The sequence below is a fragment of the Exiguobacterium sp. SL-10 genome, assembly GCF_004337025.1.
Lineage (GTDB): Bacteria > Bacillota > Bacilli > Exiguobacteriales > Exiguobacteriaceae > Exiguobacterium.
Genome location: NZ_SJUP01000012.1, coordinates 61,669 through 86,372 on the forward strand (window position 1 = coordinate 61,669; position 24,704 = coordinate 86,372).

Consider the following 24,704-nt stretch of genomic DNA (forward strand, 5'->3'; position numbering starts at 1 on the left):
CGTGATTAAGCTGTCGTCGTTTCTTGTTCACGGACGGCGTATTCATAACTTGGAATGACGACCGTGAACGTCGAACCTTGATGTTGGACCGACTCGACATGAATCTGACCCGCGTGCCCACGGACGATTTCCTGACAAATCGGGAGGCCTAGTCCGGTTCCACCGATTTCACGGCTATCCGAATTGTCGACCCGATAAAATTTGTCGAAGAGACGGTCGAGCGCATCGCTTGGAATACCGATGCCTTGATCCTTCACTTTAATCGACACCGATTGGTCGTGATGACCCAGTTCGACGGTGATTTTCCCGCCACGCGGAGAATATTTCACAGCGTTCGAGAGCAAGTTGCTCATCAACTGCTTAAACTTCTGACAATCCGCGAACAGTTCATACGGACGGTCATCGGTCGCAATCACTTCGAATTGATGTTTCAATGACGACGCTTCATAGAACGTCATCATGTCACGCACAATCGGTTCAATATCAAGCTGTTCCCGATCATACATTTGACTACCAGCTTCCATGCGCTGCACGTCGAGGAAGTCGTTGACGAGATGTGTCAGTCGTTCCGTCTCGGCGTGGATCGTCTGTAGATACTTCGCTTGCTTCTCGTTCGGCAATTGCTTCTTGACCATGAGTTCGGTGAACCCGTAAATCGACGAGAGCGGTGTCCGCAATTCGTGAGAGATCGTCGAGATGAATTCGCTCTTCAAGCGTTCTGCCTCGGTCTCGCTCGTGATGTCACGGAAGACGAGCAACGTCCCTTTCGATAACCCACCGACGACGATCCGTTCGGCATACATCTGCAAGTTCATCTCGCCTTTACGGATCGAGAAGCTGACGCTGTCGTGTGGGAAATCGTCAGTGAAAAGACGATCCGTATACTTCATGAAATCATCTTCTTGGTCGACCGTTGTCGAAATCGTCTCGCGCCATTCGTTCCATGACAGTTCTGCAAGTTCTCTCGATGTGATTTCATCGAGTTCAGGGAACATTTCATAGAGTGGTCGGTTGACGAAGACATCATCGGTCGAATGCTCGACGTAGATGACTGCCTCACGAATCGAGTCCAGAATTCGTTCTGTCTTCCCTTTCTCACGAGTCATCTCTTCAAATAAACGCATTCGGAGAAGTGAGAGCGACAACTGGCGAGCGAACGACATGATATCACCCATCTGTGTTTGCGTGAAACGGTCCTTATAGCGGACGAGATAGATGAACGCGATAATCGAGTCATCCGTCGGGTCATGGACCGGCACGGCCGTCTCATACATGTAGTATGGATACGGGAGTGGGTGGTCGCTCGCGACTTGTTTCGACGAGTGCACGGTCGTGCGCAGCGTCATCGCTCGCGTCAAGACGGAATTCTCGCTTTCGAGCAATTGACGCGTGAGCGTCTCGTTCAAGCCGTGGCTTGTAATCGAGAACGAGCCCGTTGCATCGACAAAAACGAGGGCGCCGACTTCGGAGTCGGTGATGGCGACGAGTTTCTCGATGATCTCTGGATAAGCGGTCAACGAGTCTCGTGCCGCGAGTGTCTCGGTCAACTCGTTGCGATAAGCCAAATGCTGCTCGTTCTGTTGCGTCTGCTCCAAAATCTCTTCCAGTTCTTGTTGCTGTGCCTGGAGTTCTTCTTGTTGCGCGATCAATTCTTCTTGCTGCGCTTGCAATTCGTGGTTCTTCTCAATCAAATGACGTTCGTTATCACGAAGCGTCTCAGCCATCTTGTTGAAGGACCGCGACATAATCCCGATTTCGTCTTCACGATCCATCTGGTCACTCAGGTCGACGATCTCCCCTTTCAACAAGCGGTCAGATGCGACTGACAAGCGGGAAATCAACTGTGTTTGACGGCGCAAAAACGGTTGGATGACTAATAGAATCAATGCGGCGAACGACAAGATGCTCGCAATCCACAAGAATTGTAAAATGTCATTGTTCAATTTCCAAGAGTCATATACTTTTTGTTTTTCACTCGTCATCAACGTTTTATAATCAGCTAACGCCGTCTCGATTTGTTGAATCGGTCCCAGTGTATCGATGCCTCGTTCAGAATCGTATGGAACGGCGCCCTGTGCAATCAATCGTTCTGCTGTCGATAACGTCAATATCGTTTCCGGGTTGATCGTTGTCTCGGTAATTTCACCTTCAGCGCGCAATTGTCCGTATTCTGTCGTCACCGGAAGGATGACGCCGAAATAGAAGTCATGAAATTGTTGCAAGTCTTCTGCGAAAATCTCACCTTGTTTCGTTTGGACGACGCTCTTGAACCAGTTGATTTCTTGCTGGAACTCATTCTCTCTCGTACGAGCCAAATCAAGTAATTCTGGATCACCAAAGAGAAGATAACCGCGTGCGTCGTATTGAGCACCTTGCCATTCGTCCCATAGCGTGTTCAACCGTTCAATCCGTTCATCAACGTCTTCTAGCCGTTGTTCATTTTCGACAACTCGCTCTTGCATGTACGTGTACATGATCATCGATCCCACGAGTGCGAGCGCGAGGAATGAATAGAGGACGACCATAAGGTCGCGACCGAGTTTTTGTTTAAACCATCTGTTCAATTCACAATGCCTCCTATAATCTTCACCAACTCAAGTGGACTGAACGGCTTGGAAATAAAATAGTCGACGCCAATCTCGTTCGCGCAATCACGATCAGATTGTTGGCTCTTCGCCGTGAGCATCATCACTTTTGTATGTTGACGTCCCGGTAGTTTCCGTACTTTCTCGATGACCTCAAGACCGGTCATGCCTGGCATCATATGGTCGACAATCACGAGATCATACTCGTTCTGTTCGATCAGCCGATAGGCTTCAAGGCCGTCTGGCGCTTCATCAATGTCATATCCTTCATCTTCTAATGTATCTAAAACAAGCATCCGTAAAACTTCTTCATCTTCTGCTAGTAAAATTTTCACCATGACGATTCCTCCATTTTTTATCCCATTCCATTATTTTAACGGATTCAGTTCGTAATCACAAAAAATAAGGGTGTACGGTGTATAACCGTACCCCTTTTTCTTCACAACGTCTACATTATAATACAACAATTTCCTGCAATTCGAGCGAATAAATGAGCATCTGGCCAACCGTGATTCCCCAGATCGCCTCGATTGCCTCGCGGTAGAGCGATAATTGGACGTGATAGCGGTCGCGCAGCATTTGTTTCGCTGCTTCACGGGAATCGCTCGAAAAGAGCACAGAGTCCGATTTATAGTCGAGGAGCACGTATGTCTCGCCATCATAAAACAGACAATCGATAATCCCTTGAATGAGTACATGCTCATCCGTGAACGTCCCGCTCGGATTGACCCGCTCGGCTGGAACCGTGTATGTGAACGGCAACTCGCGCCAGCCCTGTCCAGCTTGGAGCGCTGACGTTAAGGCACGCCCGGTTTCCGAAGCGAAGAACGCCTCGATTTCAGGAGTCGCGAGCCTTGCCGTCTCGGCCTCGACCGGACTGAGCATACCATCGATTTCCCAGCGATCGATTTGGACATCGAGCGGCTCGGACGGGTCAATCAATTGGAAGACGAGATGTAATGTCGTCCCCCGCTCGGCCCCTGTCTGCTTCGACTGCTTCCACTTCGGTTCGCGGTATGGCGTGTCACTCGCCCGATACGTCTCTTCAAACGCAGCCTGCTCGAGCTGGAGCGCGCGTTTCAGTTCGGTGACCGTTTGTTTCGCTGCCGTCTCGGTCGCAGATTGAGCCGGATATGCATACGTGAACGCCCGGTGGACGAAATCCGCGACGTTCGCTTCGTCTTTGACCGGGAAGTCAATCGCCTCGAACTGTTTGACATGATGGAGCTGTGCCATCATCTCTTGCAGTGTAGCGACTTCCGCCAAGTCTTCCTCCCCGATGATGCGGTACGTCCATGACGTCGCTTCCGGCTGTGGCGCGATGACCGGTAGCCCTTGCTGTTCCAAGAACGGGGCGGCCCCTTCGAGTTTCAGGAGTGCCGGGGCGACCCAATCGAGATACGTCTTCGCCTCACGACGCGCATCGGCCGATAACGTCACCCCAGTCTGCTCGACATGCAACCATTGTCCGATTTGTTTCCCGGGCTCTTTGATTGTCCCGACCAAAATCAATTTTTCTTTCGCACGGGTGAGGGCGACATACAAGACGCGCATCTCCTCTGCCTTCATGGTGGCATCGAGATCGCGACGAATCATCTCTTTGACGAACGTCTCCGTCTTCGTCCGGGTGACGACGTCAATCGCGTCGAGCGAGATGCCATAACGTTTATGGAAGATGACACGCTGCATTTGGTCGCGCTTGTTGAACTGCTTCCCGAGTTGGGCGACGATCGTGACCGGGAACTCAAGTCCTTTGGATTTATGGACTGTCATAATCCGGACGACGTTCTCTTCTTCACCGAGTGAACGCGCTTCCGATAAATCTTCCCCATTATCCTGAAGCCGGTCCATCACACGGAGGAAACGATACAAGCCGCGGTACCCACTCCGCTCATACGACAGCGCCCGGTCATAGAGCGCCTTCAAATTTTCTTGGCGCCCTTTCCCACCAGGTAAGCCGCCGGCGAAATCGTAAAAGCCTGTATCGTTGAACACTTGTTGAATCAATTCCGACAAACTATGGTTCCGGGCGAACGTGCGCCACGCCGACAATGCGTCGAGTACATCGCCGCACTTCAGACCGAGATCATCTTCATCGTCCGCTTTTGCCTTGAGCGCCTCGAAGAACGAGTCCTCCGATTCAAGACGAATCTTGGCCAATTCTCGGTCGCTAAACCCGAACATCGGCGAACGGAGCGCCCCGGCGAGCGGGATGTCTTGAAGCGGGTTGTCGATCAGTTTCAACACCGCGAGCATCATGCGAATCTCGGTCGCTTGGAAATAGCCACCGTCTGAATCGGTATAGGCCGGGATGTTGTACTGTGTCAAAATATCCATCAGCTGTTCGACGCGTTCTTTTTTTGAGCGGACCAAAATGACGATATCGCGATATTCGCACGACCGCAGCAGTCCCGTCGCCTCATCGGTCACTTTGAACGGTTCATCACCCGAGACAAGCTCTAAAATCCGGGTCGCGATGGCCCGGCCTTCTAGCTCTTGTTTCGACAAGTCACGGCTCTCCCCGTTGACGAGGATAAGTTCCGGGCTCGCCTCAAGTTCCTCATACGTTCGTCCCGGCACGAGGCGTGCCGCCTCATCGTATTCGATTTCACTCACTTCTTCGTCCATCAATCGAACGAACAAGTCGTTAATGCCATGGAGCACCTCGGCCCGACTTCTGAAGTTTTGGGATAAATCAATTCGTTGTCCCGCCCCATCCTGTTTAAAGCGCGTCGCCTTCTCGATGAACAAGCGAGGCTCGGCATGACGGAACCGATAAATCGACTGCTTGATATCACCGACCATGAACAAGTTCCCGACGTTCTCGACTTCATGACTGACAAGCCCGATGATTGTCTCTTGAATCTCGTTCGTATCCTGATACTCATCGATCAATACTTCGGCGAAGCGCTGTTTGTAAAGCGAAGCGACCGAAGATGGCGCTTCCCCGTCTCGTAAAATGGCGAGCGCATAATGCTCGAGGTCGCTGAAATCGACGAAGGCACGGTCCCGCTTCGCCTGTTCATAGGCGGCACCGAACGTCCGAACGGTCTTGACGAGCGTCTCGACGAGCGGACGTTGTGTCATCAACACGTCTAAATAATCGGCCCCGCTCGTGCTCGCTTGGGCGATGGCTTCACTTAACTTCTTCTTCGCCTGATCGTACGTGGGCTTCAATAACGTGTGATAAACGTGATGCTCTTCTTTCTTTTGAACGGATTTCATCGTCCCGAACTTGACGGCGCGGGACGCCGTCTCGAGTTCGCTCCACTTGAACGAGTCTGGATCAAGATTCGCAAATGGTAGAATCGCCTGTTGTACGTTCTCGGATTGTGCCTCATAGCCGGCGAGCCGAAGCTCGACGGCCACGCGACGGAGCTGACGCAACGCTTTCTCGATGTCTACCCAGAGCAGACGACCGAACTCGATTAACAATTGCTCCTCATCAGGGTCCCCATCGAACTGGTACAACGACACGAGCTCATCCAAATACGCTTCCGGGTCCGGTAGTGTCCGGGCATAGTGATAGAGGCCTAGAATCAACTCTTCGATCTCGCTGTCGCCTCGGTCCGACGTATAGGCATCGATCAAGGCGAAAAAGGATTGGTCTTGTTGTCCGTATGCCTCCTCGAGCACATCTTCGAGTACGTCGTCCTGCAAGAGGACCAAGTCGCGCTCTTCGGCGATTTTGAACGCCGGATCGAGATCGAGCAAATAGTAGTTCTCCCGAATCACTTCGAGACAGAACGAGTGAATCGTCGTAATGAGTGCTCGGTTGAGCATTTGGCGTTGTTTGCGGATATAAGCGTTCTCCGGGTCATCACGAAGCGCTTGATCGAGCGCTTTGGCGATTCGGCGCTTCATCTCGGCCGCCGCCGCGTTCGTGAATGTGACCACGAGCATGCGGTCCGACGTCAACTCGTCCGTTTCATCTAACAGACGGCTCGCAAGCCGTTCGACGAGGACGGCCGTCTTTCCAGAACCGGCCGCCGCCGAGACGAGGACGTGTGATCCTCTGGCATCGATGGCGGCTTGTTGATCATTCGTCCACTTCATCAGCGTCACCTCCTAATCTTGACAAGACGTCATCTTTTTCTAACTTCTTCAATTGCCGCGCCTCATTGGACAGCGCCTCATCAAAGTGACAGACACTTTGGAACGGGCATGTCTGGCAGGGCCGGCGTTCTTTATACTCATACGGTTCGACGCCAATCTCGCCATCATACATCGCCTCGACACTCGCCTCCGCCAAATCGAGGGCATGGTCCATCAACTGCTCGAGTTGCGGCGGGGAGACGACTTTTTTTGTCGTGTTCGCGTCGAGCGTCCCATCTTTCTTATATTTGACCGGGATGACGATCGATTTTTTCTGATCTTGTTTCGCGGTCCGGTCCATCGCCTCTAAAATTGCCGGGTCATCGACGAGCAGCCCTTGCATCTGATACGATTCGAGCACTTTCCGTTCCGTATCTGTTTCTGTCTCGCCCGGTGCGACGAGCGGTCTATGGACGTGGAAATAGAGCGCCGCTGCTGGTGCGACGTTCTCCTGTGTCCACGCGTTCGCCTGCTCAATCAATACTTTCAAGTAAATGAGCATCTGCATGGCGAGTCCGTAATAGATCTCGGCGAAGTCAATCTCACGTTTGCTCGACTTATAGTCGACGATCCGGACGTACAATTGGTCATGGACCGAAGCCGTGTCGACCCGATCGATTCGTCCGACAAGTTCACACGTCGCACCGTTACTGAGCGTGAACGACACGGGCGGGAAGTTGCCGCTGCCGAAGGCGAGTTCGAACGCGACAGGATCGAACCCGTCCCGTTTCGATTGCTCAATCAACACTTCCGCCGTCTTGCTGACGACGTCGGTCAGTTTTTTCTTCAAATATCTGTATCGGTTCGAGCTCATCAAAATCGCATTTTGAATCTCCGGTGTGACGAGTTCGACGGCCGCCTCAGCGAGTGACGAACATTCGTCTCGGCTCACATCCCGCCACTCTTTCCCGTCCATCTTCACGGTCTGTGACATGTGCTCGATCGTCCGATGATACAAGTTGCCGATGTCCGGCGCCTCTAACCGATACAGGCGACGTTCTTTCAAACGGAGCCCATAACTCGCAAAATGGCGGAACGGACAGGCCTGGAACGTCTCAAGCCGCGAGACACTCGCCCGAATCGAGTTTGTGTACAGCGACTTGGCGACATCTTCCGGCAATGGCTGTGGCACGTTTTGATAGAAGAGCGCGCTCGTCAGTAAGCGAATCCGTTCGCGTCCTTCCGGATGTTTCAACAGCTCGTTATATACCGTGAACCACGTGTCTTGAATCGGATAATGCCGGCTGAGCCGTTGCAGTTCGAGCGCCGTCACGGCTGCCGTCTGGTTCACGTTCGTAATGAACGACAACTGGTCGCTCGGGCGATGTTCTCCGGCTTCCGCGAAGTGGGTCGTCACGACTTTCCCGCCACTGAGGCGAGCTTTCAGGTCAGCAATGAAACTCGCCGGTTGAATCGCCTTGCCGGTCCGGTCGACGAGGGCATAGCTGACGAACAGACGATGGCTCGGTGCGGTGAGCGCCTTGTACAAATAATACGTCTCGTCGTCGAACAAGTGCTCGGTCGCTTTCCCGGCCCGGACGCCGTTGTCATGCATGAAGTCAAGATCCTGGTCGGTCAACAGCTTCGACTGGGTCGAGACAAGCGGGATTTGATCTTCGTTCGCCCCGAGTAAAAAGACGACCTTTTTATCAATCAAGCGACCCCGAACGTAATCAGTGACCGTCAATTGGTCCAGAGACGGTGGGACGAGCGCGTAGCGCAAACTGTCGAGTCCGGTGTCCATCATCTGTAGGAACAGTTCAGTCGAAAGCGTCTCATCTGGTGCGGCCGCCTCGAGCTGCTCAAGCAAGTGCAACACGGCGTCCCACACTTGTGTATGTTCGCGCGCCTCGAGCAATCGTGATTCCTCGAGCGCCTCGTCGCGCCAATGGGCGAGACAAGACGCCACATTAACTCGTTCTAAAAAAGCATAGATGGCGTGCGTATACGATTGCATCGTCTTCGCCGCCTTCAAATCGGCCAACAGCGGGTCAAACGTGTCGACGACGGTTTGGCGATAGCGATTGAGTGCCGTCTCCGCGTCGAGCTCTTCCCCGGTCAGCCTTGCCTCTTCCTCGGCCCGGCGTCGTAAATACCAATCCTCGTGCCAGTGGTAATGTTTAATCCCGCGCTCGATGACAAACGCCTCGAGCCGGTCGACCGACGTACGCCGATGTTCCGCATCGAGCAGAATCAATTCGGTCTTGAGCGCCCGGAAGACGGGTTCTTCCCGGTATCCGCGAAGGGCGACCTCAATCGTCGCCTTCAATAATTCGACGACCGGATGATCGAGCATCGGTTGCCGCTCATCGAGAAAGAACGGCAATTCCATTTTCTGAAGCGCTTGCGTCGCCAAGTCGCCGTACTCTTCGAGCGATCGTGACACGAAAGCGATATCGCGATAGCGGAACCCTTCCTCACGAACGAGCCGCACGACCTCACGGACGGCCGCCTCGACTTCTACCGACCGGTCGACGGCCGCATGCAACACCACGTTGGAATCAGGACGCGTGTACGGGGCTGCCGTCACTTGCCCGAACGTTGCCTCGAGATAGGCCAAGCTCGGATGCTGGAAGCGAGGCGAACCCGTATGTTTTTCGTCATTCGAGGCAAGGCCGCGCTCGGCCAACAGCTCTTTGAAGCGCATGAGCGTCCGTTGCGTTGGCCCGAACGACGGATGCGGCCGATAGAGCGAATCCGGATCGATCGTCAAGAGCACGTCGAGCGGTGCTTTTTCCGCTAAAGCGACGAGCACAGCCAATTCTTGCTCAGAAAATTCGTTAAATCCGTCCACATAAAACTGCGTCCCGCTCAAGTCGATATCCGGCAATAATTGCATCAACACGTTGAAATAGTCTTCAGCGTGGAGCGATTTCCCTTCCGTCATCGTCAAGAAGCCCTCGTAAAGAATCGACAAATCTTGGAGTTTGAGGGACCGATGTTGGTCTTGCTCGCTTAAACGGAGCAACTGCTCGGGATCGACGAGGCCGCGCTTGAGGAGTGTGATCAATTGGTTCAGCTCCTCGTAAAAGCCGAACTGGTTCATCGTCCGGCGGAACAACGTCAATCGTTCCTCGTTCATCTCGACGACGCGACGCAACAACAAATGCGTGCCCGTCTGGTCTAAAAACTGTTCGGTCGCGACGCCCCGGTCGCGCATCATCAAAAAGGCGAGTCGACGCATCGACAATACTTGAATCCGTGTCGATCCGTTCAAACCGTCCGTCATCGCCATCTTCCGTTCCATCTCAAACGACATTTGGTCTGGGACGAGCATATAGATGGTCGGTCCGCTCGGGTCACGCTTCAGCTCTTCGATGACATGTTTCGTCATCCATTCGCTTTTTCCGCTCCCAGAACGACCGACATGAAAAGTGACCGTCATTTAGGCGAACACCCCTTCCCTTTTTTCTTTATTATGACCCATTCGCCCTCGTTTGTAGAGGGAAATCCATTGAGACCCCAGCAAGAAAATTGACCAGCCCGCATCCTTCCCAATTTCAGCGAAAATCGATTAGACTGGACGTATGAGGGGGAATAAAACATGAGTGCATATGAACAATTCGGTGGCGAGCGTGGGGTCCAGCAGCTCGTTGACGCCTTTTACGACCTCGTCTACGCCGACCCAGTGTTGTTACCGTTGTTTCCGGACGACAAAGACCGGGTCAAAGCGCATCAATTTGAGTTTTTAACACAGTTGCTCGGAGGACCGAAACTATATACGGACCGTCGTGGTGGCGGCAACCTGGCGATGATTCATCGTGACCATCCGATTTCGGAGACGCATGCCGGACATTGGCTCGGTTGTATGGAGCAAGCGCTCAAAACGGTCGATGCGCCCGAGTCCATCAAACAACAGCTGTTCCATCGCTTGATCATGTCGTCATCGAACGTCGTCCGCGTCTGCTCCCACCATTTTGAGTAGTCAGCCTTTCGAAAAGCGGGTATGATAAGAAAGTAAGTAAAGGAGGTCGTTTTTCATGACAGAAGAAGAGAAAAAAGAGGCCGTTTCCTCTGAAGAAGAAACGGAAGAAGTAGAACCGACGGCAGTCCTCGCCGACGCCCTCGAAGAGGACGAAGAGGAAGAAGACCAACCCGAAGAAAAAAACATGGACCACATTAAAGGTGTGTTCAACTATCCACATGAGAATGGACGAGAGTATCGCGTCGTCTTCTATAACGATCGCAAAAACCTCGTCTTCCGTGAACTCGGAAACGGGAAAGTTGAATTCGTCGGCCGTTTTACCGACGAGTCGTATGACCAAGAGAACGAAGCAGAGATGCGCGAACTCGGCGAGCAACAGCTCGAACGAATTCTTGCGGATCGCCTCAAATAAAAAAATCGCCCGCGGGCGATTTTTTTATTTGTGCTTGTTCTTGTTTTGTTTTTTCTTACGAAGCGCATAAATCGCACCGGCGAGTCCTCCGGCGACAGCAATCCCGGCCATGACCGGCACGAGTACTTTCTTCGTCGGAATCATTTCTTTCACGCGCTCATACGGTGTCGGTACCGACAGCTCAAGTTGGACGGCCGATTCGCCGTGACCGTGCGCACGTGCTTGGCGAGCCGCGTCGGTGATGACGACACGTCCCGTCGTATAACGGCGGTTGCCATGCTCATCCGTATACGGACGACGTACGCGTTTGACACCGCGAACTGTCTTCCCACGGGCTGCATCCGGACGGACGACACGTTCGCTCGTCCACGTCCGGCCTCCTGTCGCACTGTAAGCCGGGCGAATCGTCCGGCGATTTAACCATGTGTATGAATCATTCATCGTTGATTCCCTCCAATATTGTGAAGTCCTTCTCTTATTATACCCATAGAGCATCTCACAAAAACATACCTTCCCTTGGCAGCCGAACAGATGACATGAAAAACGACCGGCACGATGGCCGGTCGTTTCCTTACTCTGTGAACGGTTTATCCCGGTGGCGACGTTTCGCCAAAATCAAGTAGTACGCCGGAACGAGCACGAGCGTCAGCACGGTCGAGAAGAGAATTCCCGACACGATGCCGATGGCAAGTGGTCGGAACAATGGGTCTTCTCCGAACGCAACCGGTAAGAGCGCCACGACAGCGGTCAACGCCGTCAACAGAATCGGGCGAATCCGGGCGCGTCCTGCCTCGTAGACGGCGGTCGTGACGGCCATACCGTCTCGAATCCCTTGCTCGATGAACTCGAACAAGACGACGGCGTTCCGCACGACGATCCCGGCAAGCGAGACGATTCCCATCGAAGCCATGAAACTAAATGGCGTCTGGGTGACGAACAATCCGACGACCGCACCGGCAATCGCCAAGTAAATCGTGAACAAGACGAGGAGCGGCAGTGACAGTGAATTGAACTGGAACGCGATAATCAAGAAGATCAAGAACAAGACGACGACGAACAACGTGGCGAGTTCAAGGAAGAACTCGTTTTGTGTGTCGCTCGCACCGGATTGATCGAACGCGATTCCTTCATCGGTCAATGACGCCTCGGCATCAGCAAGCACACGGTCGACGTCTTGTTTGAACGCCTCTTCGTCCATGCCTTCGCTCGCATAAATTTGGAGCGTCACGGTCCGTTCCCCGTTCTCACGCGGAATCTGTTGAATCTGTTCCGTCGTCGTCTCCGTGACGAACGTGCTGAGCGGTGCGACCGGTGGGCCCGCTTCCGTTTGAACTGGGACGAGGATATCGTCTAAGGCGAGCGCCTCGCGGTTCGCTTCCGCATCGACGACGATTTTCACGTCGCGCTGTTCGACCCCATCATCGAACGTGCCGATCGGGATGCCGTCCGTGACGAGACGAATCTGGTCACTGATCGACTTCGCGGTGACACCCGCTTCCGCCATCGCGTCACGATCAAGTTCATACGTGAGCGTCTGGAACGGCTCTTTAATGTTGTCGAGCACGAGTGCGCCGTCAATAGCTTCGAGGTCCGCTTTGACAGTATCCCGTGCCGTGACGAGCTGATCGATTGTTTCACCACGCATCGTGAACTCGACAGGCGCTGAAGTCGGCGGTCCTTGTTGTTGCGTATCCAAGAAGATTTCAGCGTCCGGATTATTGTCCCGGATCTGTGTCGTATACTCATCGATCAATTGAATCGCATCGATCGTGTCATTGTCGACACGGACGACGATTTGACCCGTGTTTTCACCGGTCTGATCAAGCCCGCCCGTGAACAGGCTCGGTAGGCCGCTACCTGCAAAGACGGATGTCTCGACAACACCATCGATACTTTGGAACTCTTCTTCGATGGCTCGAAGTCTCCGTTCCGTCTCTTCGAGGTCGGTTTGGACCGGCAACGTGACACTCGTCACGACTTCTGGTCGGTTCGCAGCCGGGAAGAATTCGAACGGTGTCAACAAGATCAAACCGTACAAGGCGGTCGTGATGACGAAACCAACAAGACCGAACGTCCATGGACGCTTCGCGACTTTTGGTAATAACGTATCCGCATAGAAATTACTGAGGCGGTTAAGAGGTCCCCCTAACCAACCAGGCTCTCGTTTCGATACTTTCACTTGCTTACGATTCAACCAGTACTGGGCGATCGGCACGAGCGTCAAGCTGATGACCATCGAGGCGAGCACCGACAACGCCAATACGGTCGGCAAAGCACGGATAAAGTTTCCATTCGCACCCGATAAGAGTGTCAACGGCAAGAAAGCGAAGACGACGGCGAGCGTCGACGTGACGATCGAACCCCATACTTCTTTCGTCCCGCGCACGGCACCACCCATCGCCGTGTCACCTTTCCGGTAACGACGCAGGATGTTGTCGTTGACGACAATCGCGTCATCGACGAGGATCCCGAGTGCGATGATGGCCCCGATGATGGAGATTTGGTTCAAGTCGACCCCAGTGAAGCGAAGCGGGATCAACGCGAGCAAGAACGACAATGGAATCGCCAAGCTGACAATCAAGGAACCTGAGAACGTCAATCCGATTGTCGTGACGACGATGACCGCGATCATGGCGATGATGAATTCACGAGTGAGGGATGAGAAAATATCATCGACCGCTTTCGCCTGCTCATAATAAGGAACGAGCTCGACGCCACTCACGTCACCGACTTCTTCCGCGACGACTGCATCGACGCGTTCTTGAAGGGTCGGGATATCTTGACCTGGTTCAATTGTGACCGTCAAGGAAACAGCAGGTTGGCCGTCGAGTGAGACGAGGTCAGTGACCGCTTTCTCGGTCTCTTCGACCGTCCCGACGTCCTCGAGGAGGACAGGCGTCCCGTCCACTGAACCGACGACGACTTGACCCATATCGTTGACGTTCGTCAAACTATCGATTGCCAACTGATAAATCCCGTCTTCCGTCGACTGACGACCAAGCGGTGTCGTCTTATATTCTTCATTGATGGCCGTCAAAACGTCTGGGAAAGCGAGTTGGCGCTCCCCGAGTTCGGCCGAGTCAAGTGAGACGACAAATTCCGTTTCCGGTAATCCTTTAATCGTCACACCGGTGACCCCATCTGTCCGCAACAGACGTTCTCCCAACCGTTCGACATCTTCACGTACCGTCTGAAGCGTCTCGCGATCGTCTGCCGTCAACAAATAAGAAGCGACCGGCAACTGCCCAATCGAATCATTGACGGTCGGGGCGAGCGCATTTTCAGGTAAGCGCGGCGTCGCATCTGAGATGGCTTGGCGTACGTTCGCCTGTAACTCACTCTTGTCAATCCCGTCTTCATATTCGACCGTAATGTTCGAGAATTCGGATGCCGAGAGCGACGATACATTTTCGACACCCTCGAGCCCTCTCAATTCGGTCTCGAGAATATTCGTGACGTTCCGTTCGACCGTCTCTGCGGTCGCTCCCGGATATGGCGTTTGGACCAAGACGATATTGACACTCGTCTCTGGAATCTCACGTTTCGGAAGCTGGAAGAACGTGAGCACCCCGACGACGATTGCAACGAGTAAAAATACGATGACCAATTTTCCTCGTTCAATCATTTTTTGAAAAAACATGTTGACCCCTCACTTTCAAATGATGTGCAAATACACATATGAACTATTCTTCTTCATCATAGAGGGGTTCGTCATCGATTTCAATCTTTAATCACAGATGAATGTGCTTCAGTGAAAGCGTTTTTGAAACGAATACGATAACTCGATGGAACGTTGCTTCTGCTTATAGACGGTATGATTCGACACCGGGACCTCGACCGATTCACCTGAATGAAAGATAATCCGGCTCCCTTTACCGCTCTTTTTAGCATCAAAGACTTGAGAAAAATTGATCCAGGCACAGTCCGGGCTCTCTTTCGCAATGGTTGGGAAAAAGATCGCGTCCGCATGCCAATCCATGATGACAGGCGTTTTCCGGTGCGGGCCGAGTACGTTACGGGCCGCCTCAATCCGTCCTTGAATGCTCGAACCATAATATAGACAGGCCGATTCGAGTAAGTAAAGGGGCGAGCCTTTCAATCGCTCGACACCGCCGGATTGATAGACGAGCGTCTCCGCCTCCCCGTACTCATTGAAAACTGGAATCAAAGCTCTTGTTTCATTCGTCAACTGAGTCATCTGATTTGCCTCCATCATGGATATAGTGAATTACATGTCATTCATAACAAAATATAACGGTTCAAACAAATCACATAGGAATATTTCCCACTAAAAAAACCAACCGATTGACGGTTGGTTTTTTAATTTCGATGGTCTAATTTTTGATTTTGTAACGATTTTGAGTGGGGAAAATGAAAATGAACACGCACTCCATCGTTTGTATTTCCCAAGTTAACCGTCCCCTCATGGAGTGTCACGATTCGTTGAACGATGAACAGACCCAGACCGAACTTCCCTTGTTTCCCACGCGAAAATTGATGGAACAAGTCAAGGTTTGCGTCGACCGGAGGTCCGTCGTTCTCGATGGTGATGTCGACCCCTGCCTCGGAGCGGGCCAATTCAATTCGAATCATCGACTCGGCGTAACGTAAGGCGTTATCGAGTACGTTCTCGAAGGCAACACGGATCTGTTCCCCGTCACCGAGCATCTCGCCGGCATGACCAGTCACCGACCAGTCCAAGCTGCCGCGCAGTTTGAACCGGCTGACGAGCAGCTCCATCAACTTATCGAGATTGATCGGTTCAAGTCGCATCTCTTGCCCTTTGAAGTATTCGAGTTTCGTGACGTATAACAAATCAACGACTTTCTTCTCGAGCCGGGACGCCTCTTCGTCGATGACTTCGGCCGACCCTTTCAAGTCCCCGGTCGGATAAATCCCGTCCCCGATCGATTGGGCGTAGCCGCGGATGACCATAATCGGTGTCTTCAAGTCATGTGAAATGTTTTGGAGCAGCGCCTGTTGGGCCACGTCTTGCTCTTGCAACTCTTGACGCATCGCGTCAATCGAGCGGGCCAATTGTCCGAGCTCATCTTGGCGGGCAAGCGGGAGCACCGTCTCCCATTGCCGGTTCGAGATTTTCTCGACTGCCCGTTCCATCTCGACGATCGGCTTCGTCAACTCACGCGACATCCATAGAGCCGGGATCAATGACAACAGACTGATGACGCCGATTAGAATCGAAATACGCCAGTAGAGCGTCGAGACGAGTTCACGCCGATAGGCATCCCATGCATAGGAAGCTTGGTAGATCAAGGCCCCATCGTACTCATTCTGGCGAATGATATAGTAGACGTCCTCCCCGTCGATCGTCGTCTGGTATTTGGCGACCTCGCTCGACTGCGTAAGCGCCTCCTGATACATCCGATTCGTCAACTCGAGCGGGGCCGAACCATAAATGATGCGTCCGTTCGGCAAAAAGATGAGCTGATTGACCGACCGTGATTCTTGTTGGCGACGATCGTATTCAATCGGGTTTTGCGGAATATTTTCTAGCTCATTCGTATTCCCCAGGTAATAATCCACATCTTGCAACGTCTCATACACTTGTTCATCGATAAATTGCGTGATCGACGAGCGGATCGTCAACAAGATCATCAAGGCAAGCGTCACGATGATCAGAAGGATCAATACCCAAATTTTCCACATGAGACGTTTCGGTTGGAGTCGATCAAGTTTCATGGCTTAACGAGTCGGTAACCGACGCCATAGAGCGTTTCGAGCTCAAGGCGATGCAGTTTTTTCCGGAGACGACGTACCAAGTCATCGACGACGCGGTCCGAACCGAAATAATCATGACCCCATACCCCTTCTAGAATCTGTTCGCGCGACAAGGCCGAACCTGGATGTTCGAGGAAGAGGAGAAGCAAATCGAACTCTTTTGATGTCAAATCGATCTCGTCTTGTTCATGTTTGATGAGACGTTTCTCGGGATAAATCGTATACTCTCCGTATTCAATATGTTCGTTCGACTTCGAGCCATAAACACGGTCAATCAATTTTTTGACACGGATGACGAGCTCCCGTGGCAGGAAAGGTTTTGCGATGTAATCGTCCGACCCCATCTCGAGTCCGATGATTTTATCGATATCTTCGTCCCGTGCCGAGATGAAAATCGTCGGCGTGAAGGCGTTCGTCGCCTTGATTTGTTTTAGCAATTGGAACCCGTCGAGATCCGGGAGCATAATATCGAGCACCCATAAGTCTGGCTCATCTTTGATTGCGGCCTGGGCCGAGGTCCCGTCGGTGAACGAACGGACCTGATATCCTTCTTGCTCTAGATACGTCACGAGCATCTTATTTAAATTGATTTCATCATCGACTAAGTAGATTGTGTACATTCCAGTCACCTCTGCAACGTTTTTACTTATCATATCAAACAATTATGGACGAATGATGGGAATACGGTCGTTTCTTGAGCGATCAATGTGCTTTTGAAACGCAGAAATGCCGACAAAAAAAAGAAGGGTCTCCCCTTCCTTACCGCGTCGGCCGAGTGCGCATCTGTTGTGCTAGGAATACCGTGCCGCCACTGAGGAGGGCCAGTACACCGCTGATCATCATGAGTTCCATCATGTTCCACCTTCCCATTGATAGCGATTCTCATTATCACCTATAATATAGCATACTTTTCTTAGCATGAACATGACAAAAAAACTCCCGCCAAGATAGGCGGGAGCTCCGTATTATGCGTTGACGTCGTAGCCTTGTTCCTCGATCGCTTCGATCATCGTTTTCACTGAAATTTGATCGTTGTGGATAACGTCGACCCGATGGTCCTGTAACGAGACGATCGCTGACTCGACGCCTTCGAGTTCTGTCAAGGCGCCTTCGACCGCCGCTTTGCAGTGATTACATGTCATACCTTCTACTTTTAAAGTCGTTTCATTCATGTTGATGTTCCTCCTTGTGTTTTCAATCGTAACGCGTTCAAGACGACCGAGACCGAACTGAACGCCATGGCCGCCCCCGCAATCCATGGAGCGAGCAACCCGGCCGCTGCGACCGGGATACCGAGACTGTTATAAGCAAGCGCCCAGAACAAGTTTTGACGAATGTTACGCATCGTTAACGCACTCATCTCGATGGCGCGGTTCACGCCGTCGATATCTTGCCCCATCACGGTGACGTCGGCCGCCTCTAAGGCGATATCCGTCCCGCTGCCGAACGCGATGCCGACATCGGCGACAGCAAGTGCCGGGGCATCATTCATGCCGTCCCCGACCATGGCTACACGTCCTTGCCGTTTCAGCGCTTCGATATGGTCGGCCTTCTCAACCGGTAACACCTCGGCGATGACGTTCGTTTCGGGAATCCCGAGTTGGCGAGCGACATCGAGCGCGACTTCTTTTCGGTCACCGGTCAAGACATAGACTTGTCTTGTCTTGGCAAGTTGCTGGACGACGGCACGACTCTGGTCTTTTAACTTATCTTGCAGACCGAACGCCGCGACGACACCAGACTCGTCGGCCACATAGACAGGCGTCATCGCCTGCATATCCCATTCTGGGAGTACGAATCCTGATTCTTGCATCATCCGGACCGAGCCGATAAGAAGAGGTTTCCCATCTACGATCGCTTTCAATCCTCGACCGGCCAACTCTTCAACGCGTTCGACCTGACCGTCCCCTTCGCCCCGGCCAATCGCCTCGGCGAGTGGGTGCGTCGATTGACGTTCGGCCATGACGGCCTGTTTCAAGAACGACGCGTCTCCGAACGTCGCCACGACTTCCGGCGTACCTTTCGTGAGCGTCCCCGTCTTATCGAAGACGACGATATCGACACCATTCAACGATTCGAGCTGACCGCCCCCTTTGAACAAGACACCACGTTCGGCGGCACGACCCGTCCCGACCATAATCGATGTCGGTGTCGCGAGACCGAGCGCACACGGACAAGCGATGACGAGAACGGCAATCGATGCCCGAATCGCCATGTCCAAATCATTGAAACCAAGCGTCCAGACGGCGAACGTCAAGGCGCTGATGGCGACGACGATTGGAACGAACACACCAGAAATCCGGTCCGCTTGCCGTTGAATCGGTGCTTTGTCCGTCTGTGCCTGTTCGACGACACGGACAATTTGAGCGAGCATCGTCTCGCTGCCGACACGTTCAGCGACCATCAAGACCCGATGCGAGCGGTTGATCGTTCCGCCGACAACATCGGCACCGACACTTTTCTCGGAGGGGATCGACTCCCCGGTCAACATCGACTCATCGATGACCGTCTCACCTTCGACGATTTTCCCATCGACCGGTACTTTTTCACCTGGGCGGACGACGATGACGTCGCCGGCTTTGACCAAATCGATCGCGACCGATCGCTCCACACCGTCAACGAGTAAAATCGCTTCTTTCGCCTGTAACGACAAGAGCGACTTGAGCGCGTCCGTCGTTTTTTCTTTCGCTCGGGCCTCTAACCATTTGCCGAGCAATACGAGCGTGATCAAGACGGCACTCGTCTCAAAATAAAGCGACGGGTGCATCGGATGCACGAGCATCTCGAAGACGGAATAAAAATAAGCTGCCGACGTCCCAGTCGCCACGAGCACGTCCATGTTGGCCGCGCCGCTCTTCAGGCTCTTATACGCCCCCTTATAAAACTGGGCCCCAATCCAGAACTGGACCGGTGTGGCGAGCGCGAATTGCCACCACGGATTCATGAGCCAATCGGCATGAAACGTCACACCCGGGATGTGCGTAATCATGACGAGCAGAAGTGGTGCTGACAACAGCGCCGAGATGAGTACTTTTCGCTCGAGCGGACGGAGATCATGTGCCGGGGTCAGTTCCGCTTTCCGTTCTGCGCCGTAACCGATTTTCTCGATGCGGGCAATCAGTTCTTCTTCAGTGATGCCATCCTCGACACGAATCGTCGCCGTCTCGAGCGGCAAGTTGACGGTCGCTTCGACGCCGTCCATTTTATTCAATACTTTTTCAATGCGGGCCGAACATGCGGCGCACGTCATCCCTTGAATCGACAGTTCGACGGTTTTCATCGGTCCACCTCCTTACTTCTTGATGCGACTGACGATTGTCATCAATTCGTCAATGTATGGGTCCATGTCTTCTGTTTCACTCGCATGGACTAGACATTTGCGCATGTGACGTTCGAGCAGTTGCATCTCGACTTGTTTGAGTGCCGCTTGGATGGCGGACGTCTGCGTCAAAATATCGACACAGTAGCGGTCGCTCTCGACCATCTTTTGAATCCCACGTACTTGTCCTTCAATCCGGCGCAGCCGTTTGCTGAGCGCTTCACGTTCTGCGTCTTCACGCGGAACGATCGGTTGGTCATGCATGAATTCTTCCATGATTATCACCTCACCATCAATATACCCCTACCCGGTAATGGTGTCAAATATTTCAAACAAAAAAGGACGACTGATTTCGTCGTCCTTCTCTCCCGTCAATTGCGTTGGAACGCCTCGCTCTTTAAGACGGTCCGTAAAATCTTACCGGTCGTGTTCCGCGGTAACTCCTCGATGATTTCGATGTGCGTCGGCTGTTTGTACTTCGCGAGTTTCGTCGCCGCGAACGACCGAATCTCGTCAAGCGTCACTTGTTCGTCGCGGGTGACGACGAATGCCTTCACGGCTTCCCCTTGTTCAGCATCAGGGACCCCGATGACGGCCGCCTCGACGATGCCCGGATGTTGATAGAGCACTTCTTCGACTTCACGCGGATAAACGTTATAGCCGCCAACGATGACCATGTCTTTCTTCCGGTCGACGATGTAGAAGTACCCGTCCTTGTCGCGCTTCGCCAAGTCTCCCGTGTAGAGCCATCCGTCACGAAGTGTCATCGACGTCTCTTCCGGCAGTTTGTAATAGCCTTTCATGACGTTCGGGCCACGGACGATGAGTTCGCCGACTTCGTCGACTCCGACCTCTTCCCCCAGCTCATCGACGACTTTATTCTCGACGTGGACGATTGACGGGCCGATCGAACCTGCCTTCCGCTCCCCATGAAGCGGGTTGAAACAAGTAACAGGTGACGCTTCTGAGAGGCCATACCCTTCAAGAATTTTACACTCGAACTTCTGCTCGAACGATTCAAGCAGCTGCACCGGCAGACTGGCCCCACCGGAGACGAAGACGCGGACGTGCTTGAGCGCCGAGGCATAAGCCGGAACTTTCATCGCCGTCTGTAACAGGAAGTTGTACATCGTCGGCACACCGGCGAAAATGCTGACACGATGTCTCGGGATGAGGTCGAACACATCTTGCGGCGAGAATTTCGGTAAGATGACAATCGTCGCGCCGCGCAGGAGCGGTGCGTTCACGATTACGGTCAGACAGAAGACGTGGAACATCGGCAGCGCCGCGAGCGCTTTATCTTCCGGCGTGATCTCCAAATATTCTCCAATCGAATGGGCGTTTGAGAACAAGTTAAGGTGTGTCAACAACGCTCCCTTAGGTTTTCCAGTCGTCCCGCTCGTATATAGGATGACGGCAACTTCATTCTCATCGACCGTGACGAGTTCCCCTTTCGTCGTCGTGAACGCCTCGTTGAACGGCAAGAACTCGATGTCCCCGTCCCGTTTCAACGCCGGTACGTCCGCGTACGGGACCGAGATGACGAGTCCGAGTTGCGGTAACTTCGTGAGCGCGGCTTCCGCTTGCGCGACGAGCGGTGACAAGGCGACGATCGCCTTCACATCCCCATCGACCAAAATATAGGCCATCTCATCCGGTGTATATGTAGGGTTGATCGGAATGACGACCCCACCTCGTGCGAGCACCGCAAAATAGGAAATCAAGAATGCCGGGCTATTGCCGAGGACGAGTGCGACGTGGTCCCCTTGACCGATCCCTTTTTGCCCGAGCGTCGCCGCCATCGCCTCGACCTGGCCGAAAAACTGTCCGTAGCTGACCGTGTCTTCCCCAAACACATAGGCCGCCTTGTTCGGATGCGCGGCCACAACGCCCTGTAGTGCCGTGACTAAGTTTGCCATGGTAATCCCCCTTTGAAAATGAATGACTATTCACTTTTAAGCCGTAAAAAAGAGCACGGCAGCCGCGCTCTTTTTCAGTTATCTCCATTGTACATGAAACGGCTTAATAAGAAAACGCTTTCAAGTCCATCGTCTTCAAATGATACAAGCCGGTCCGACTCTGTACGTGGACAAGTGCCTGCAGTGTCTCGTCATCCATGAGCAAATCGTCCATCAATTTGTGGAGTGCCGATTTTTTTGATTCGGTCGTCGCCGTGATGAAGAAAATCGCTTCGGTTCGAATCGTGTCTCCCGCAATTGTGTGCATCGCAAACGGATGATTAAGATGAAGCAAGATGATGCCGTCTTGTTTCGAGACGTGGAGCGGTACATCGACGACAGCGACCGGCACGGCAACATCGGTCACACCCGACGGAATCGTTTGCTCTTGCTCGATGACGACGCGCGCGAACCTCTCATCGACAACCCCTCTTCCTTCTAATTCAAGACCGATCGCGCGGACAGCCAGGTCAAACGTCGGTTGCTCCGTCACCCACATCCAATTCGCGTCCATCCACTCTGTGATAAATCGGTGCATATTGTTTCCTCCTGTTGGTTGAATCCTATATAAGAAAGCGCTTGCATTGAATATGATACGCCTCGCTGAAACGACGTGCAACCGTCCACACCAGATGTCACCAAAACGCCAAAAAGAAGGGACCTTGTTAAGAGTCCCTCCTTTTCTCCAACCCGCTTCAGCTAATGAGATCGACGAGTTCTTCGAGCTCGATGTTTCCAAAATAATGTTTGACGTCAAGCTGTGACAATTGTTCCCGAATCGCGCCGCGTTCGAACCGCGTCCCGACGAGTACCTGTTCGACGTCATGGATATCACCGACACCGAAGAAGTCCCCATAGATTTTCGCTTCCGTGATCGTGCCCTTGTTGACGTTCAAACGGACGTCGATCGTGCCAATCGGGAAACGACGTTTCGACTCGACATCAAACTTCGGCGATTTCCCGAAGTTCCAGTCCCAGTTCGCGTAACGTTCTTTCGAGATGTCCTGAACGATTTCCCAATCCTCATCGCGAAGCACGTAACGTTCTGGTTCCTGTCCGTCATAAATCGAGTGGAGAAGCGCCTCGACGAAGCGTTCCATCTCCATCTCTTCTTCTAAGAATTCCGTAATGTTGGCGACGCGGCTGCGGACCGATTTGATTCCTTTCGAACGCATCTTCTCTTCTGAGACGTTGAGCGAATTGACGACTTCCTCGATGTTCGAGTTGAACATGAGCGTCCCGTGGCTGAACATGCGGCCGCGTGTCGTGAACTGGGCGTTACCGCTAATCTTGCGTTCGCCGACTTGGATGTCATTGCGTCCCGTCAATTCGGCCTCGACCCCGAGCTGTTTCAAGGCGTCGACAATCGGTTGCGTGAACTTTTTATAGTTGTTGAACGAGTTGCCATCATCTTTTGTGATAAAGCTGAAGTTCAAGTTCCCTTCGTCATGATAGACGGCACCGCCACCTGAGAGACGACGAACGACGTCAATCCCGTTCTCTTCGATATACTTCAAGTTGACTTCTTCTGATGTGTTTTGGTTCTTACCGATGATGATCGACGGGCCGTTAATATAGAACAAGAAATAATCCTCATGCTCGACGTTCAAATGTTTGAGGATATACTCCTCGACCGCCAAGTTGAGTTTTGGGTCCCGAATGTCCGGGTTGAAAATAAATTTCACAGTAAGTTCCTCCTAAGGATGTTCATTAATTGTATTATACGAGACGTCAGCCCGTCGCTACAACTCGTTTACTTCCATTCCCCTGTCATGACGCGCTTCAATGCGTTCGCGACGCCATATTCGTCGTGACGCTCGGTGACGTGATGACTGATGGCGATCAAGTATTCGTGACTATTGCCCATCGCGATGGCTTTACCGGCGACCTCGAACATCGGAATGTCGTTCAAATTGTCGCCGATGACGACGACTTCTGATAAATCGACACCGAAATGCTCGGCCAATTTTTTGACGCCGTGCCCTTTATCGGCCCCGTTCGCCATGACCTCGATGTTATCGTTGCCTGAAGACGTGACGTAAACGCCCTCCACACGCTCATCGATTTCCGTCCACAGCGATGACATCTTCTCGAAATGACTCGAGAAGGCGATGAATTTATAGACACGTCCGGCCTCGTTCTTGATGAAGTCTTCGATATCCTCGACGAGACGAACATCTTCGTTGACATAATAACGTTTGCGGAAGAACTCGTACATCTCGAGTGACCGCTCGTCCCCGTTTTGTTTCAAGTTTTCCATCGTCGCTTCAATCAAGTCGAGTCGGCTCGCGACGAGCCCCGCCTCCGAATACATTTCATAGAAGACGTCCGAATATTTGTGGTCTTGATGCAGCACCGATACGACCTCGAGCGCTTCTTCCGTCGTCAAATCGATTTCATGTAGCACGTCACCCGTTTCCGTCAACACGCGACCGCCGTTCGAAGAGACGATCGGGCACGTGAGGCCGACCTCGTCGAGGATTTCTTTCGCGTTGAAATAATTGCGTCCCGTCGCAATCGCAAAACGAATCCCCTGCGCTTCTGCCGCGCGAACGATTTCTGCCGTCTCGGGTGCGATTTTCGTGTGGTTATGCAGGATCGTGCCATCCATATCGGATACGAACAATTTATACGTTGTCATCAACATCCACTCCCTCTTTTTCTCTTTCGC

The 24,704-nt window shown here is 52.7% G+C and carries 18 protein-coding genes; 2 read left to right on the forward strand and 16 right to left on the reverse strand.

Features of this window, described 5'->3' with window-relative positions:
• Positions 1–5 precede the first annotated feature (5 nt).
• From EVJ33_RS12515 to addB, 4 genes are all read right to left on the reverse strand, one after another.
• Positions 6–2,564: a sensor histidine kinase gene (locus EVJ33_RS12515; protein ID WP_131437617.1), complete on the reverse strand. Its 2,559-nt coding sequence runs from the start codon at positions 2,562–2,564 to the stop codon at positions 6–8.
• Positions 2,561–2,923, reverse strand: a complete 363-nt coding sequence (locus EVJ33_RS12520; protein WP_021066686.1) for a response regulator — start codon at positions 2,921–2,923, stop codon at positions 2,561–2,563. The genes EVJ33_RS12515 and EVJ33_RS12520 overlap by 4 nt, the downstream gene beginning before the upstream one ends.
• A 115-nt stretch (positions 2,924–3,038) precedes the next feature.
• Positions 3,039–6,641, reverse strand: a complete 3,603-nt coding sequence (gene addA, locus EVJ33_RS12525) for a helicase-exonuclease AddAB subunit AddA (RefSeq protein WP_131437619.1) — start codon at positions 6,639–6,641, stop codon at positions 3,039–3,041.
• Positions 6,625–10,065 carry a helicase-exonuclease AddAB subunit AddB gene (gene addB / locus EVJ33_RS12530; RefSeq protein ID WP_131437621.1) on the reverse strand — a complete coding sequence of 1,147 codons (3,441 nt, stop codon included), beginning with the start codon at positions 10,063–10,065 and terminating at the stop codon, positions 6,625–6,627. Before addB ends, addA begins: the two co-directional genes overlap by 17 nt.
• Before the next feature lie 159 nt (positions 10,066–10,224).
• Here addB and EVJ33_RS12535 point away from each other — a divergent pair, with 159 nt between their 5' ends.
• Together EVJ33_RS12535 and EVJ33_RS12540 are read left to right on the forward strand one after the other, a co-directional pair.
• Positions 10,225–10,605: a truncated hemoglobin gene (locus EVJ33_RS12535; RefSeq protein WP_131437623.1), complete on the forward strand. Its 381-nt coding sequence runs from the start codon at positions 10,225–10,227 to the stop codon at positions 10,603–10,605.
• A gap of 55 nt (positions 10,606–10,660) precedes the next feature.
• Positions 10,661–11,017 carry a hypothetical protein gene (locus tag EVJ33_RS12540; RefSeq protein ID WP_131437625.1) on the forward strand — a complete coding sequence of 119 codons (357 nt, stop codon included), beginning with the start codon at positions 10,661–10,663 and terminating at the stop codon, positions 11,015–11,017.
• A 24-nt stretch (positions 11,018–11,041) separates the two neighbouring features.
• Here the strand turns inward: EVJ33_RS12540 and EVJ33_RS12545 are convergent, their stop codons facing one another.
• The 12 genes from EVJ33_RS12545 to EVJ33_RS12600 form a co-directional block, all read right to left on the reverse strand.
• Complete coding sequence (locus EVJ33_RS12545; RefSeq protein WP_131437627.1) at positions 11,042–11,458, reverse strand: hypothetical protein; 417 nt, start codon at positions 11,456–11,458, stop codon at positions 11,042–11,044.
• A 130-nt stretch (positions 11,459–11,588) separates the two neighbouring features.
• Positions 11,589–14,657, reverse strand: coding sequence for an efflux RND transporter permease subunit (locus EVJ33_RS12550; protein WP_131437629.1), 3,069 nt, complete (start codon positions 14,655–14,657; stop codon positions 11,589–11,591).
• Between the two features lie 108 nt (positions 14,658–14,765).
• Entirely contained in the window at positions 14,766–15,215 is a 450-nt protein-coding gene (locus EVJ33_RS12555; protein ID WP_236634620.1) for a competence protein ComK, read from the reverse strand.
• Positions 15,216–15,337: 122 nt separating this feature from the next.
• The gene (locus tag EVJ33_RS12560) at positions 15,338–16,717 is read right to left on the reverse strand and encodes a sensor histidine kinase (protein ID WP_131437633.1); all 1,380 of its coding nucleotides are present in this window, start codon (positions 16,715–16,717) and stop codon (positions 15,338–15,340) included.
• Complete coding sequence (locus tag EVJ33_RS12565) at positions 16,714–17,376, reverse strand: response regulator transcription factor (protein WP_131437635.1); 663 nt, start codon at positions 17,374–17,376, stop codon at positions 16,714–16,716. Before EVJ33_RS12565 ends, EVJ33_RS12560 begins: the two co-directional genes overlap by 4 nt.
• Positions 17,377–17,721: 345 nt before the next feature.
• Entirely contained in the window at positions 17,722–17,928 is a 207-nt protein-coding gene (gene copZ, locus EVJ33_RS12570) for a copper chaperone CopZ (RefSeq protein WP_131437637.1), read from the reverse strand.
• The gene (locus EVJ33_RS12575) at positions 17,925–20,036 is read right to left on the reverse strand and encodes a heavy metal translocating P-type ATPase (protein WP_131437639.1); all 2,112 of its coding nucleotides are present in this window, start codon (positions 20,034–20,036) and stop codon (positions 17,925–17,927) included. The genes copZ and EVJ33_RS12575 overlap by 4 nt, the downstream gene beginning before the upstream one ends.
• Positions 20,037–20,048: 12 nt before the next feature.
• On the reverse strand, positions 20,049–20,351 hold the full coding sequence (locus EVJ33_RS12580) for a metal-sensitive transcriptional regulator (protein ID WP_021066698.1): 303 nt from the start codon (positions 20,349–20,351) through the stop codon (positions 20,049–20,051).
• 95 nt (positions 20,352–20,446) lie between these two features.
• The gene (locus EVJ33_RS12585; RefSeq protein WP_131437641.1) at positions 20,447–21,994 is read right to left on the reverse strand and encodes a long-chain-fatty-acid--CoA ligase; all 1,548 of its coding nucleotides are present in this window, start codon (positions 21,992–21,994) and stop codon (positions 20,447–20,449) included.
• A gap of 103 nt (positions 21,995–22,097) precedes the next feature.
• Positions 22,098–22,571, reverse strand: coding sequence for a PTS sugar transporter subunit IIA (locus tag EVJ33_RS12590; protein ID WP_131437643.1), 474 nt, complete (start codon positions 22,569–22,571; stop codon positions 22,098–22,100).
• Between the two features lie 157 nt (positions 22,572–22,728).
• The gene (gene lplA / locus EVJ33_RS12595) at positions 22,729–23,718 is read right to left on the reverse strand and encodes a lipoate--protein ligase (protein WP_131437645.1); all 990 of its coding nucleotides are present in this window, start codon (positions 23,716–23,718) and stop codon (positions 22,729–22,731) included.
• Between the two features lie 68 nt (positions 23,719–23,786).
• Positions 23,787–24,674: a Cof-type HAD-IIB family hydrolase gene (locus EVJ33_RS12600; protein WP_236634621.1), complete on the reverse strand. Its 888-nt coding sequence runs from the start codon at positions 24,672–24,674 to the stop codon at positions 23,787–23,789.
• Between the last annotated feature and the right edge of the window lie 30 nt (positions 24,675–24,704).

Excerpts from the sequence above, each read along its gene's own strand:
- EVJ33_RS12520 (WP_021066686.1), bottom strand. The coding sequence starts at position 2,923 with ATGGTGAAAATTTTACTAGCAGAAGATGAAGAAGTTTTACGGATGCTT.
- addA (WP_131437619.1), bottom strand. The coding sequence starts at position 6,641 with ATGAAGTGGACGAATGATCAACAAGCCGCCATCGATGCCAGAGGATCA.
- addB (WP_131437621.1), bottom strand. The coding sequence starts at position 10,065 with ATGACGGTCACTTTTCATGTCGGTCGTTCTGGGAGCGGAAAAAGCGAA.
- EVJ33_RS12535 (WP_131437623.1), top strand. The coding sequence starts at position 10,225 with ATGAGTGCATATGAACAATTCGGTGGCGAGCGTGGGGTCCAGCAGCTC.
- EVJ33_RS12540 (WP_131437625.1), top strand. The coding sequence starts at position 10,661 with ATGACAGAAGAAGAGAAAAAAGAGGCCGTTTCCTCTGAAGAAGAAACG.
- EVJ33_RS12545 (WP_131437627.1), bottom strand. The coding sequence starts at position 11,458 with ATGAATGATTCATACACATGGTTAAATCGCCGGACGATTCGCCCGGCT.
- EVJ33_RS12550 (WP_131437629.1), bottom strand. The coding sequence starts at position 14,657 with ATGTTTTTTCAAAAAATGATTGAACGAGGAAAATTGGTCATCGTATTT.
- EVJ33_RS12555 (WP_236634620.1), bottom strand. The coding sequence starts at position 15,215 with ATGACTCAGTTGACGAATGAAACAAGAGCTTTGATTCCAGTTTTCAAT.
- EVJ33_RS12560 (WP_131437633.1), bottom strand. The coding sequence starts at position 16,717 with ATGAAACTTGATCGACTCCAACCGAAACGTCTCATGTGGAAAATTTGG.
- EVJ33_RS12565 (WP_131437635.1), bottom strand. The coding sequence starts at position 17,376 with ATGTACACAATCTACTTAGTCGATGATGAAATCAATTTAAATAAGATG.
- copZ (WP_131437637.1), bottom strand. The coding sequence starts at position 17,928 with ATGAATGAAACGACTTTAAAAGTAGAAGGTATGACATGTAATCACTGC.
- EVJ33_RS12575 (WP_131437639.1), bottom strand. The coding sequence starts at position 20,036 with ATGAAAACCGTCGAACTGTCGATTCAAGGGATGACGTGCGCCGCATGT.
- EVJ33_RS12580 (WP_021066698.1), bottom strand. The coding sequence starts at position 20,351 with ATGGAAGAATTCATGCATGACCAACCGATCGTTCCGCGTGAAGACGCA.
- EVJ33_RS12585 (WP_131437641.1), bottom strand. The coding sequence starts at position 21,994 with ATGGCAAACTTAGTCACGGCACTACAGGGCGTTGTGGCCGCGCATCCG.
- EVJ33_RS12590 (WP_131437643.1), bottom strand. The coding sequence starts at position 22,571 with ATGCACCGATTTATCACAGAGTGGATGGACGCGAATTGGATGTGGGTG.
- EVJ33_RS12600 (WP_236634621.1), bottom strand. The coding sequence starts at position 24,674 with ATGACAACGTATAAATTGTTCGTATCCGATATGGATGGCACGATCCTG.